The 13,151-nt window shown below is 69.5% G+C and carries 8 protein-coding genes; 5 read left to right on the plus strand and 3 right to left on the minus strand.

Translation table 11 applies throughout. From position 1 onward, the window contains the following. Positions 1–46: 46 nt before the first annotated feature. Positions 47–1,162: a cobalamin-independent methionine synthase II family protein gene (locus tag AC31A1_RS32805; protein ID WP_489656809.1), complete on the minus strand. Its 1,116-nt coding sequence runs from the start codon at positions 1,160–1,162 to the stop codon at positions 47–49. A 103-nt stretch (positions 1,163–1,265) separates the two neighbouring features. Further along, positions 1,266–1,871 carry a TetR/AcrR family transcriptional regulator C-terminal domain-containing protein gene (locus AC31A1_RS32810; RefSeq protein WP_489656810.1) on the minus strand — a complete coding sequence of 202 codons (606 nt, stop codon included), beginning with the start codon at positions 1,869–1,871 and terminating at the stop codon, positions 1,266–1,268. A 197-nt stretch (positions 1,872–2,068) separates the two neighbouring features. Here AC31A1_RS32810 and AC31A1_RS32815 point away from each other — a divergent pair, with 197 nt between their 5' ends. From AC31A1_RS32815 to AC31A1_RS32835, 5 genes are all read left to right on the plus strand, one after another. Further along, positions 2,069–2,980: a LysR family transcriptional regulator gene (locus AC31A1_RS32815; RefSeq protein ID WP_489656811.1), complete on the plus strand. Its 912-nt coding sequence runs from the start codon at positions 2,069–2,071 to the stop codon at positions 2,978–2,980. Positions 2,981–3,116: 136 nt separating this feature from the next. Next, a complete protein-coding gene (locus tag AC31A1_RS32820) occupies positions 3,117–4,247 on the plus strand; it encodes an MBL fold metallo-hydrolase (protein ID WP_489656812.1) in 1,131 nt (376 codons plus the stop codon). Positions 4,248–4,419: 172 nt separating this feature from the next. Next, positions 4,420–5,781: a glycine cleavage T C-terminal barrel domain-containing protein gene (locus AC31A1_RS32825; protein ID WP_489656813.1), complete on the plus strand. Its 1,362-nt coding sequence runs from the start codon at positions 4,420–4,422 to the stop codon at positions 5,779–5,781. A 566-nt stretch (positions 5,782–6,347) separates the two neighbouring features. Further along, on the plus strand, positions 6,348–8,957 hold the full coding sequence (locus AC31A1_RS32830) for a glutaminase domain-containing protein (protein ID WP_489656814.1): 2,610 nt from the start codon (positions 6,348–6,350) through the stop codon (positions 8,955–8,957). A gap of 186 nt (positions 8,958–9,143) precedes the next feature. Continuing rightward, positions 9,144–10,850 (plus strand): MFS transporter, encoded by a 1,707-nt coding sequence (locus AC31A1_RS32835; RefSeq protein ID WP_489656815.1) that lies wholly within the window; start codon positions 9,144–9,146, stop codon positions 10,848–10,850. Between the two features lie 101 nt (positions 10,851–10,951). Here AC31A1_RS32835 and AC31A1_RS32840 read toward each other — a convergent pair whose 3' ends face one another. Continuing rightward, a complete protein-coding gene (locus tag AC31A1_RS32840; RefSeq protein ID WP_489656816.1) occupies positions 10,952–12,658 on the minus strand; it encodes a carbohydrate binding domain-containing protein in 1,707 nt (568 codons plus the stop codon). Positions 12,659–13,151: the final 493 nt, after the last annotated feature.

The following is a 13,151-nucleotide window of genomic DNA, read 5'->3' on the forward strand; positions in this document are numbered from 1 at the left end:
CCGAGTAGCCGCCCGCCACATCGGGCCCCGGGGCGGTGTTCCGCCGTCAGCCCCAGACCAGACGTGCCGTCTCGGCGACGAGTTCCAGCTTGCGGCGCTGGTCGTCGGGGGTCAGTAGGTTGCCCTGGCTCGTCGAGGCGAACCCGCACTGCGGACTGAGGGCGAGCTGCTCCAGCGGCAGATACTGCGAGGCCTCGTCGATGCGTCGGCGCAGCGTGTCGACCGACTCCAGCTCCGCCACCTTCGACGACACCAGCCCCAGGACGACGGTCTTGCCGGGCGGCACGAACCGCAGCGGCTCGAACCCACCGGAGCGCTCCGTGTCGTACTCCAGCAGGAAGCGGTCGACCTCGACCTCGCCGAACACCCGCTCCGCGATGGGCTCGTAGCCGCCCCGGGCGGACCAGGCGCTGCGCATGTTGCCCCGGCAGAAGTGCATGGCCACGGTCATGTCGGCCCGCCGCGCGCGGGCGGAACGGATGAGACCGTTGTCCGTGTCGACGATGTGGGAGAGATGTCCCTCCAGGTCCGTCACCCGGCGCATCCGGGCGGCCTCGGGGTCGATGTTGGCCCAGTAGGCCAGCGAGTCGAGCTGTAGCCAGGAGACGCCGGTGTCGATCAGGTCGGCGATGTCCTGCCGGTGGATGTCGGCCAGCGCCGCCACCGCGTCCTGCCGGGTCGGGTAGACGCCGTCCGAGATCCCCGGCCGCCAGAAACCCGCCACCATCGTCGGACTCGCCATGGTGATCTTGTACGGCCCCGGTGCGTTCCCGGACAGCCAACGGGCCTCGGCGAGGGACAGCGGCGTCCGCCGGTACAGGGGCTCCGTGATGGCCACCGACGCGACGTCGCCTTCGGGTTCGGCACCGTCGCTGTCGCGGATCCAGCGTGGACGGGCCGAGGACTCCTCGGCGGGTGTCAGCCCGCCGACCGTCTCCACCACCGAGGCCATGAAGTCGTCCCGGCGTACCTCGCCGTCGGTGAAGACCTGTATCCCGGCGTCCTCTTGCAGCTTCACCGCGGCTGCCGCCGCCTGGTCCTCCAGCTCCGCGAGCCGCTCGTCCGCGAGCGCGCCGCGCCGGTGTGCGGCGCGCGCCGCCAGCAGCTCCTCGGGGCGCAGCAGGCTTCCCACATGTTCGGCTCGGATCGTCGTCGTCGGCATCGGCCGTCCCTTCACGCCTGACATTCGAGGCGACTGTACGGTACGGTCCAGTACGCTTCGAGGGCAAGACATGTGCCGGGTACGGCGGGCTCCGCGGGGAAGGTCAGACCGGGTCGACGGAGACGCCGTGCAGGAAGACCCGTACCGCCTCGTTGATGGACGCGTGGATCTCGGCGTCGGTCAGCTTGACCGGCGCATCCGTCAGCAGCCGCATCTGGGCGTGGCCGAGCATCGCCTGGTAGAGCTGTTCCGCCGCCCGCACCGGATCCTCGACCTTGATCAGGCCGTCGTCGTGAGCCTGTTGGAGACAGCGCCCGAGCACCGCGTGTCCCGCGTTCGGCCCGTGCTCCGCGAAGACCTCCCCGAGCCCGGGAATGCGCACGGCTTCGGACGTGACCAGGCGGTGCAGGGCGATCGCCTCGGGAGTGAGGACGACACCGGCGAAGTGTTCACCGAGCGCGACCAGGGTTTCGGTGAGGTTCGCGCTGTCCGGCGTGAACGTGTGCAGTGGCTGGGACCACTCGTCGCACAGAGCCTCCACGGACGCGCGGAACAGGGCGCTCTTGTCGGTGAAGTAGCGGTAGAGGGTCGCCTTGGAGCCGCCCACCGCCGTCAGGACGTCCTCCATGGAGACACCGGTGTAGCCGCGCGCGATGAACAGCTCACCCGCAGCCCGCGTGATGAGTTGTCGCCGGTCGGTCGCAGTCATCCTCACACCGGCCATGTTATGTGCCTGCCCGCTGCGGACCTCGGTCAGCTCCACCGGTCCGACGCAGACGGATCGAAATCTCAACTAGATCGATATAGTGACGCGAGGTGCGCGGAGACGGCTCTGCCCAACCGCATCGCCCCATGTTCGACGTGGCCCGGAGGGACACCGGTGCCGTGGACGACCGGAGGACCGCCATGGACCGTCTGCTTCTCATGCGTTGTTTCGTCATCGTCGCCGATCTCGGCAGTTTCAGCGGCGCGGCCAAGGCGCTGGGGTCGTCGGGATCACTGGTGTCGCGGCATGTCGCCGAGCTGGAGCGGCAGGTCGGCGTCCGGCTGGTCAACCGCACGGCCCGCTCGGTGAGCCTGACCGAACCGGGCCTGCGGTACGCCGAGTTCGCCGCCCGCATCGTGAAGGAGATCGACGCCGAGGACTCCAACATCGCGGATCTGCACGACCGGGCGGAGGGTGTGCTCAGCATCATCTGCCCGAAGTGGATCGGGAGCCTGGACCTCGGGGACGCCATCGCCGCGTTCTCCGCCGCGCACCCGAAGATCCAGGTCCGGTTCGAGCTGGGAGGCGTGTCCGACCGGACGTACGACTTCCTCGACGGCGGTTTCGACCTGGCGTTCCACACCCGGGACCTCAGGGACTCCAACGTCCGGCTGAAGAAGATCGCCTCGCTGCCCTTCGTCCTGTGCGCGTCGAGGACGTACGTCGACGAACACGGACCCCTGGCACACCCCAATGACCTGGCCGCCCGCGACTGCCTGGTGCACGTCAACGACCCGGTCTGGCGCATCGGGCACGGCCCCACCTCCACGCTGCACAAGATCCGCAACGTGGCCTTCTCGTCCAACTCCTACATCGCCCTGCAGAAGGCGGCCGTCCACGGGCGCGGCATCGCCCTGCTGCCGCAGCGGTCCGCCTACGACGATCTCGTATCCGGGGCCCTCCAGGTCCAGCTGCCCCACCTGGCGGCACCCGACCGGCCGCTGTACGCGATCCAGGGGCCCGGGCCGGGTACCCAGCGCAAGATCACGGTCTTCCTGGACTTCCTCGCCCAGTGGTTCGCGGAGAACCCGATTCCCACGATCGGTCGTTGACCTACGCCGACGCTTGCGCGGTGCGAAATCTTACAGTTCGTCATCGGAACTCATATTTCATACCGATTGATGGACAGTCGTGCTCGGTGTGGCCACTGTGGCAACGCGAATCGAGCCGCGAAGGAGCTGTCTCTTCATGTGCGAACCCCTGGGTGAACCGACGTCCCGCCGGACGATGCTGGGCGCGATGGCTGCTTCCGCCGCTGCCGCCGTCGCCGTACCACTGCTCGGCGCCGAGCAGGCCGCGGCGGCGGCGAACACCGGATCAGCGCCCTCCGGAACGGGCCTGTCCGTGACGCTGCTCGGCACCAACGGCGGGCCGCCGCCCCTGGCCACCCGATACGGCATCTCGTCGGCGCTGACGGTGAACGGCAGAACGTATGTCGTCGACTGCGGACGAGGAGCGGTGACCCAGTATCTGCGTGCCGGTCTGTCGATGCCGTCGCTGGCCGGGATCTTCCTGACCCACCTGCACGCCGACCACATCGTCGACTACTACTCCTTCCCGCTGCTGTCGGCGGGCGCCTCGGGCGCGCAGGGCTTCCAGAACCCGATCGAGGTCTACGGCCCCGGCTCCGCCGGTATCGCCTCGACTGTCACCGGGGCTCCCGGGCTCCTGCCGGGCACCGTCGAGATGACGAGGCTGGCGGGTCAGGCGTACGCGGCGTCGCCGACCTTCTTCATGACCGAGCACGCGGGCATCGACCCGGCGACCATGCTCAACGTCCACGACGTCCTGCCGCCGTCCGGTGCCGGCGCCTCGGCGACGAACTCCGCGCCGGCCATGGCGCCGTTCACCGTCATGGAGAACGACGACGTGAAGGTCACCGCCGTCCTGGTCCCGCACGGCGCGGTGTTCCCCGCCTACGCCTACCGCTTCGACACCGACCACGGCAGCGTCGTCTTCTCCGGCGACACGGCACCGACCCCGAACATCACCGGACTCGCGGCGCACGCGGACGTTCTGGTCCATGAGGCCCTGTATCCGGCGGGCCTCGCGAGTCTCGGCCTGCCCCAGGCACTGATCGACCACATCACCTCGACCCACACGGACGTTGCCCAACTCGGCCGGATCGCAGCCGAGTCGGACGCGGGAACGCTGGTCGCGACCCATCTCGGCCCGGGCCAGGAGTCCGCGGTCTCCGACGCGACCTGGCGCAGCCTGCTCCACGACAGCGCACGCCAGGCCGACTTCGGCGGATCGACGGTGCTGGGCGCGGACCTGCTGCATCTGCCGGTACGACGGCGCAGGCCCCGCCGGTCCTGACCGGTCCGGCACCGCGCGGAAGTTCCGCATTGCTTGCGCCGCGCGACCGATCACCGGTGTGCCACGACTCTCGCCTCGCCCCGAAACTCCTGTTAGCGTCCAACTTAATCGATCTAGCACAGGCGCCGTTCCGGACGACACCCTGGACGACGGCCACGCGACGGAGAGCGACATGGACCTTCTCTCACAACAGCGCAGTACCTACGAAGCGGTCCTCCGGCTGAACGAGGCACCGTTCGTCACCGAGCGTCCGGCGATGTTCAGTCCGGCCGCCGCGGCCCAGGACGAGGGCAACACACGCGGCACCTACGGCCGCTTCGCGCAGATCCTGCTCCCCGAGGAGTACGCGGACTGGGTCGAGGAGAGCGCCGCCCATGTCGGCTCGTGCTACGTCGGCGACTGGACCTCGCTGCACAAGGTGAAGGTGCACGGCCCGCAGGCGCTCGCGTTCCTGAGCCGGCTGGGGATGCGGGACCTGTCCCGCTTCGAGACCGGGCAGATCAAGCATCATGTGCAGCTCGACGACAACGGCTGGATCGCCTCCGAGGGCGTGCTGTGCCGGCTCGGTCCCGAGGAGTTCGTCTACACCGCGGGCAGTTGCGACTGGCTGTTGTGGCAGCTGGGTCAAGGCGGTTGGGACGCGGCGGCGACCGACATCAGTCCCGACCGGTTCATCTTCGGGGTGCAGGGACCGGCGTCCCTGGCCACGCTGGAGAAGCTGACGGGGGACGACCTCCGCGACATCGGCTTCAGTCGCAGCCGGATGTCACAGGTCGACGGGGTCCCGGTACGGGTCCTGCGCACCGGGATCTCGGGTGAGCTCGGGTACGAGCTGCACGGGCCGACCGAGCACGCCAACGGGATCTGGGCGGCGGTCGTGGCGAGCGGCCGGGACGCCGGCATCCGTCAACTCGGCTTCCGCGCCCAGCCTGTTCAGCACATCGAGGCCGGGATCGCGACCAACGGCCTGGACTATCTGCCGGCGTCGATCCTCACGCCGGGTGCGCCGAGGCAGTTCCGCAAGGGCACGCCCAGCGGCAGTTTCGTCCCGGCGGGCGGGGTGACCGACTACTTCCGCAAGCCGGGCGAACTCGGCTGGGGGTTCCGCAAGGGTGTCCCCGACCGCGACTTCGTCGGCCGGGACGCACTCGTCCGGGACGCCGAAAGCGGCGTTCCCGCACGGCAGTTGGTCGGTCTGCGCTGGAACGGGCAGGACGTCGCCGGCGTCCTCACCTCGCTCCTGAGCGAGGCCGAACTGCCCGACCAGATGGAGATGCCCCGTGGTCGCGGTCCCCACTTCGACCAGGTACTGGTGTCCGGCGACCCGGTGGGCGTGGCCACGGGCCGCACCGTGAGCCCGACCCTGCGGGCGATGATCTCCCTGTGCGTACTCGACCCCGCACACACGGCACCCGGCACGGAGGTCGCCGTCCTGTGGGGCCGACCGGGCACCCCGCAGCGGGAGATCCGGGCGACAGTCACCACGCTGCCGTTCAAGCCGGACAACCGGCGCACCGACGTCACCGCACTGTGACCGCTTCACCTCGCTCCAGGATCTCAACCGCCCCGCTCCCTCACCCGCACGGACCGATCAAGTCAGCGCTGTGCGGCGGGAGTCGGCGGCGCGATCAGGCTGAGCCCGCGCGCTGACCTGACGTGCGGTCACTGCGGTGAGCCCAAGAAGAGACCAGCGGGAAGCGGTACGTCGGCACGGACCGGCCGGTCACGTCGGGGACACCGGCACGCCTCACTCCGTGTTCACGGCCCGGTCCTGGGGGAGCACGCTGGAGATCGCCCCTCACATCCTGAACTCCGTTGTGAGGGGCGGGTGTTGCGCGAGGGCTGGACACCCGCCCTGAGCGGTGCTGTCATCCATCGACACCGCACTCTCCGTACCGCACTCTCTGTACCGCACTTTCCGTCGCTGGGAAGGCAGTTGGCGCAGCACTCGCCCATGCGGCGGGCCGCTCCGGCCCGCGCACCGGGCCATCCGCCGCGCTCGGTTCTGTCGGCACGAAGCACGCGTTATCTGTGACACCCCGTCAGCAAGGCCTGCTGACAACGATGTCGAACTCTCGTTACGCATCGAAGGAGCCCCCCATGCCCCACTCCGAAGAGGACGACCGCTCTCCCCTCATCACCGGACTGCCGCCGCTGACCAGACGTGACCTGCTGCGGTGGGGAGGCGTGGCCGCCGCAGGTGCCCTGGGTGGCCTCGGCATCGCCGGTTCGCCCGCCCATGCCGCCACCGCGGCGGCCGATGCCGCGGCCTCGACGTTCAGCCCGCTGCGCCCGCCCGCCACCCCCCTGGCCGTGCGGTCCCCGTACCTGACCACCTGGCTGGCCGGGGACAGCCTGGCCGGCACCTGGCCCACCTTCTGGAACGGTCGGATCACCGCGCTGGCCGGTATCGCCCGCATCGACGGCAAACCGTACGTGTTCCTCGGCGCCCCGGCGCTGCCCGGCGGCCCGGCGCTCGGCACGATGACGCAGACGTCGTTGCAGCTCACGGCCACCCGGTCGATCTTCACGCTCACCGGGGGCGGCGTCACGCTGACGGTCACCTTCTTCTCGCCCGTGGACCTCGGCAACCCGCAGCGCCAGTGCGTGCCGCTGAGCTACATCAGCGTGCAGGCCGCCAGCGGCGACGGGGCCGGCCACACCGTGGACGTACACGTCGACGCCTCCGCCGAGTGGGTGCACGGCGACAGCTCCACCCAGGTCACCTGGGCCAAGCAGGCGACCGGCAGTATGACGGCTCTGACCTGCCAACCGGCCTCCCCGGGAGTGCTGGCCGAGAACAACGACCAGGCCTCGTGGGGTTCGCTGGTGCTGGCCGCCCCCACCGCGAGCGGGCTGACCTGGCAGATCGGCCAGGACACCGTCGTACGGGCGGCGTCGGCCGCGAACGGGACGCTGGCCGGCACCTCCGACACCGCCCAGCCCCGCGCGATCAACGACCGCTGGCCCGTGCTGGGTCTCAACCAGAACCTGGGCACCGTCACCGCAGCCGCCCCCTCGGCGGTGTTCCAGATCGTCGTCGGCCATGTGCGCACCCCGGCGGTGAGCTACCTCGGCACGAACCTGAACCCGTGGTGGACGCACTACTGGAGCTCGTGGACCGCCATGCTCGACTGGTTCAACGGCGACCGCGCCGCCGCCCTGACCGCCGCCGTCGCCTTCGACAAGGCGATCCACGACGACGCCGCGAGCGCTGCCGGCGGCGGTGACACCGGCGAACACTACGCGGCCGTCTGCGCCCTGGCGGTGCGTCAGGCCGTGGCCGGGACGGAACTCGTCGACCGCAACGGCTCGCCGTGGGCGATGCTCAAGGAGATCTCCTCCAACGGCAACTTCTCGACCGTGGACGTGATTTACCCCGCGTCCCCCGCCTACCTGCACCTCTCGCCCGCGTATCTGCGGCTGCTGCTGGAACCGCACTTCTTCTACGCGGAGCAGGCCGGCTGGCCCAAGGTGTACGCCGAGCACGACCTCGGCTCCAGCTACCCCAACGCGACCGGGCACCTGGACGGCAACGAGGAGGCCATGCCGATCGAGGAGTCCGCCAACATGCTGATCATGGCGGCGGCCGTGGCCCAGCGCCTTCCGGCGGCCGACGCGGCCTCCTTCGCCACCGCGCACTACGCGATCCTCCACCAGTGGGCCGAGTACCTGGTGGCCAACGCCCTCGACCCGGAGAACCAGAACCAGACCGACGACTTCACCGGCTGGATCGCGCACAGCGCCAACCTCGCGCTCAAGGGCATCATCGGCATCGGCGCGATGAGCGTGATCGCCAAGGCGGCGTCCAACTCCTCCGACGCGGCGCACTACTTGACGGTGGCTCGCGGCTACGTCAGCCGGTGGGTCACCCTGGCCCAGGACTCCTCCGGCACACACCTCAAACTCGCCTACGACCAGGACGGCACCTGGAGCCTGAAGTACAACGGCTATGCCGACCGCCTGCTGGGCGTGGACCTGGTGCCGACCGGGGTGGCCGCGCAGGAGGCCGCCTGGTACCTGTCCAAGGCGGGTACCTACGGCGTGCTGCTGGACCCGCGCAACGACTACACCAAGACCGACTGGGAGGTGTGGACCGCGGCCTGGCTCGCCGACCACGCCGACGCCCGCGCCATGCTGATCAACGGTGTCTACGGCTTCGCCAACAGCACGCCGTCGCGAGTGCCGTTCACCGACTGGTACGTCGTCGCCACCGGCGCCCAACGGGGCTTCGCCGACCGCCCCGTGATCGGCGGTGTCCTCGCCCTGATGAACGCCCCGGCGGCCGACTCCGTCGCCTGGAAACGTATCCAGAACAAGAACTCCGGCAAGCTGCTCGCCGTCAGCGGCATGTCCCTGGCCGACAGCGCCGAGATCACCCAGTACGAGGACAACGGCACCGCCGACCACCTGTGGACCGTGGTGGACAACGGCGACGGCACCGTCAAGATCTACAACCGCAACAGCGGCCGACTGCTCGCCGTCCACAACCAGAGCCTCGACGACGGCGCCCACGTCCAGCAGTACAACGACAACGGCACCCAGGACCACCTCTGGCGCCTCGTCGACAACGGCGACGGCTGGATGAAGATCGTCAACGTGCACAGCGGCAAGCTCATGGCCGTCGACGGAGCCTCCCAGGCCAACGGCGCCCAGGTGACCCAGTGGAACGACAACGGCACCTCCGACCACCTCTGGCGGCTCGTCTGATCCACCCCTGTCACAGCCGACCTCGATGAACGCGCGGTGCGCGGGGTGTCCCGTCCGGGCACCCGCGCGCGAAGTCATGTCGCACATCTAGTCATACCGACTAGTCGGTACTAGCCTCCGCTCGAACGGAAGGAGCCCCCACCTCCCACCGCCCTCTCTGTCCCCGCCCGTTCCAAAGGGAGCCGTATGCCCTCCGCCTCCGCACCCTTCGACACACGAGGCCCCGGCGCCGACGCGCCCGGCGCCGGTGCTCGCGGCTCGCTCGCCCGGATGTACCGCCGTGACCTGGCGGCGTATCCGGCCACCGGGCGGCGCATGTCGTATCTGGCGATCGTGGTGGTCACGACCGTCGTGCTCTACTACATGCTCTACATCCAGTACGCGGTGGCGACGTCGATCATCACCCACTTCGACATGACCTACCGCTACTTCGTGTGGGTCTCCGTCATCGGCAACGCGGTCGGAGCCTTCGCCTCGCTCGTGGCCGGCCTCGCGGACCGGTGGGGGCGCGCGAACCTCGTGGTCTACGGCCTGCTCGTCGCCGCCCTCCTGGTCTACTTCGGGCTGCCCAACGCCGGTGACAAGACGACGTACTTGGTGCTGTTCGCGGTCGTCAGCTTCATCGAGGGCATCGTGCTGGTCGCGACCCCGGCGCTGATCCGGGACTTCTCACCGCAGCTCGGCCGCGCCACCGCGATGGGCTACTGGACGATGGGCCCGGTCATCGGCAGCCTCGTCGTCACCTCGGTGACCAGCAGCACGCTCGACACCGCCGGCTGGCAGGACGAGCTGCGCTACTCCGGGGCGGCCGGGCTGGTCGTCTTCGTCGTCACCCTGTTCGCCCTGCGCGAGCTGTCGCCGGGCCTGCGCGACCAGATCATGGTGAGCCTGCGCGACCGCGCCCTGGTCGAGGCGCGCGCCAAGGGACTCGACACGGAGGCCGTACGGCGCGGGGAGTGGCGGCAGATGCTGCGCCTGGACATCCTCGGCTCCGCCTTCGCGATCGCGGTCTTCCTGCTCCTGTACTACGCCGCCGTCGGCAACTTCGTCGTCTACTTCTCGACCACCTTCGGCTACAGCGAGCAGCGCACCAACGCCCTCGCCAACTGGTACTGGGCCGCCAACGCCCTCGCGCTGATCGTGGCCGGGCTGCTCTCCGACCGGCTGCTGGTGCGCAAGCCCTTCATGATCGTCGGCGGTATCGGCGCCATCGTGGCGACCGGGGTCTTCGCCTCGCTGGCCACCCACGCGACGACCGGCTACTACACCTTCGCCTGGCTCTTCGTCGCGATCGGCGTGTTCAGCGGGGTCGCCTACGCGCCGTGGATGGCGAGCTTCACCGAGACCGTCGAGAAGCGGAACCCGGCCGCGACCGCCGCGGGGCTCGCGGTCTGGGGGTGGACGGTACGGATCGTGGTCGCCGTGTCGGCGGCGTTCATCCCGGTGCTGGTCACCTCCGTCACCCCGCTTGTCGAGCACGGCGCCGAGGTGGCGGCCGCGCAGAAGCAGGCCGCCCCGGCACTGGCGATCGTCGACGCCCACCCCCAACTCTTCTCCGAACTGGGCAAGTACACGCCGACGACGACGCCTCCCGCTCTGGCGGCCCAAGCGGTCAAGGAAGTCGGCGCCGCCGACCTGGCCGTCGTACAGAAGGCGCAGCCGCAGATCAAGGTGCTCAAGGAGTACGGGCCGGACGTGCAGAAGGCAGTGGAGAACGGTCCCGGGGAGTGGCGCACCTGGTGGTGGATCTGCGTGGGCGGGCAAGTCCTGTTCCTGCCCTTCGTGTTCGTGATGGCCGGCCGCTGGAGCCCGAAGAAGGCCCGTGAGGACGCCCGGGTCCACCAGGAAGCCGTCGACCGCGAACTGGCCGCGCTGGCCGGGAGCGAGGCCTGACCGCCGTATCGACCGACGCCGCGGCGTGGGCGCAACTGCCCAGCCGCGGCGCATTGGTGACGTTGTGTCAATCAGTGCCAGTGCTGCTCGTGTCGGTGTGCTCAGCCGAGGGTGAAGTCGTCGGCGGTGACCGCGGATTGGCCGTACCAGCCGTGGACGAAGACCGTGACCGCTCCGCTGCTGCCGGTGGTGAAGGTGACCTTGAGCTGGTTCCAGGCCGAGCTGTTCGACCAGGTGCTCGCGGAGGCGCCGCCGGTGACTCCGATGTAGGCGTACGGGCCCTGGACCCAAGAGGTCAGGGTGTAGCTCGTGTTGGGGGACAGGGTGACGTTCTGGTCGCACTCGCCGGTGCCGCCGGCGCTCGGGGTGACCTGGAGACTGTGGCTGCCGCTGTGGACCGGGGTGGAGACCACCGCGCTGCCGCCCGTGCAGGTCCACGGGCTCAAACTGCCCGTCTCGAAGCCTGCGTTGGTCAGCGAGCCGCCGCCTCCGCCGCCGCCTCCCGTGGTAGTGACCGTGAGGGCGTAGGTCGCGCTGTGGCTGCCCGTCGCCGCCGTACCGGTGACGGTGATCGGGTACGTGCCTGCCGCCACCGACGAACCGACCGTCGCCGTCAGTGTCGAACTGCCGCCGGAGGTCACGGAGTTGGGGCTGAGCGAGACACTGACGCCGGACGGCGCGCCGGACGCGGCGAGGCTGACGGACTCGGCGCTGCCGGACGTGACCGCCGTAGAGACGGACGCAGTTGCCGAACCGCCCTGGGTGACCGAGGCCGAACCCGGCGACAGGGACAGGGAGAAGTCGCTGGTGGTGCCTCCGCCGCTGCCCGAACTGCCCTCGTAGGGCACGAACGCGTCGGTGAACGCGAGGCTGTTCTGGCTGATCTCACTGCATGTGGGAAGGGAGTTGGCGCTTCCGCCGCACGCCTGGTCCCGGGTGATCGCCCAGAACGCCAGTCGGCCGACGCTGTTCTGCGCGGCGAAACTCTCCACGGTCTGGGCATCGGCCAGCGTGAAGGTGGAACCGTCGTCGTTCTTGCCGATCATCGGTGTGATGCCGAGGTTGGCGTAGGTGTAACCGGAGTCGACGGACTGCATCTGCGCCAGCGTGGCCTTGGCCGCGGAGACCGCGCCCTGGCCCATCTCGGTGCCGGTGCCGGCGTAGTAGTCCATGGCCATGATGTTGACGACGTCGATCTTGACGCCCGCGTTCTTGGCGGCCTTGAGGATGTTGACGCCGTCGCCCGTCAGCCCACTCGTCAGCACCGGCAGGGTCATCGAGAACTGCAGGTTGGGGTTGGACGCCTTGAGGTCCTTCATCGCCTGCATCTGGCGGGCCGCGGCCGCGGTGTCCGCGATGGCGGCGCCCTCGATGTCGAAGTCGAGCTGGGTGACGCCGTAGTCGTTGATGATGGCCTGGTAGCCGGCGTCGATGCTGCTCTGGGTGGAGCAGGTCCACGCGAGGGGTTCGCCGCTGGCTCCTCCGGAGGAGACGATGACGGAGGCGCCTTCGGACCTGGCCTTGGCGATCAAGGGGTCGGTGTAGGAGTCGTTGCCGATGGGGAGCGTGTCGCCCCAGATCTGGTTGCAGCCGACGCCGAGCACGAAGGCCGCGGTGTAGGCCTTGAGCTTGTGTCCGGTGATGGCGGTGTCGAGCAGTCCTTCCTGACTGTTCGACATGTCCACGTAGGGGGCCACGGAGTAGACGCTGCTTCCCGCGGCGCTGCTCGCGGGGGCCAGGGCGACGGTGACGCCGGTGGCCGCGAGCGCGAGGGCGGAGACGGTAGCCGCGAATCTTGCCAGGCGCATGACAGTTCCCCTTTCGGGGTGCCCGCTGGGGGAGAGGGGGCCTCGGGGTATTGGTACATACCAAACATCTAGTGGAGTCCTCCGTCAAGAGGACTAGACCAACTTGGTTCGGTTGGGTCGGGCCGCGTCAACTCCGGGCAGGGAACGGTCGTAGCGACTGTGAGTCCATGTCTGGCTCGCGGGCTCACCCGCAGGCGTGCGCTCATCGGCGTGGCGTGAAAGGCGCCTTGCTCGGGAGCTAAAACTCCCGCAAAGACTCCGGCAGTTGAGCCCGCCCTGCTCGGTTGGTTCGGCCCCTGGCAGGCCTCGTGCGGAGGCCGTGCGGGTCTACGTCCCCGACGGCCCGGGCCCGCGCCGAGGCGCCGACCGAGTTCGGAGCCGCCGGGCCCGCCCCATCGTCCGGACCAGCCAGGTTCGTCGAGTCGACCGGGGTGCGAGACCTCTCGTCGGCCTCGTCGGCCCCCCTGTACTCAGGCCGTCGGGGACGTAGACC

Source organism: Streptomyces sp. P5F9, from assembly GCF_057961495.1.

Coding starts and splice junctions, on each gene's coding strand:
- AC31A1_RS32820 (WP_489656812.1), top strand. CDS start 3,117: ATGTGCGAACCCCTGGGTGAACCGACGTCCCGCCGGACGATGCTGGGC.
- AC31A1_RS32825 (WP_489656813.1), top strand. CDS start 4,420: ATGGACCTTCTCTCACAACAGCGCAGTACCTACGAAGCGGTCCTCCGG.
- AC31A1_RS32815 (WP_489656811.1), top strand. CDS start 2,069: ATGGACCGTCTGCTTCTCATGCGTTGTTTCGTCATCGTCGCCGATCTC.
- AC31A1_RS32835 (WP_489656815.1), top strand. CDS start 9,144: ATGCCCTCCGCCTCCGCACCCTTCGACACACGAGGCCCCGGCGCCGAC.
- AC31A1_RS32840 (WP_489656816.1), bottom strand. CDS start 12,658: ATGCGCCTGGCAAGATTCGCGGCTACCGTCTCCGCCCTCGCGCTCGCG.
- AC31A1_RS32810 (WP_489656810.1), bottom strand. CDS start 1,871: ATGACTGCGACCGACCGGCGACAACTCATCACGCGGGCTGCGGGTGAG.
- AC31A1_RS32805 (WP_489656809.1), bottom strand. CDS start 1,162: ATGCCGACGACGACGATCCGAGCCGAACATGTGGGAAGCCTGCTGCGC.
- AC31A1_RS32830 (WP_489656814.1), top strand. CDS start 6,348: ATGCCCCACTCCGAAGAGGACGACCGCTCTCCCCTCATCACCGGACTG.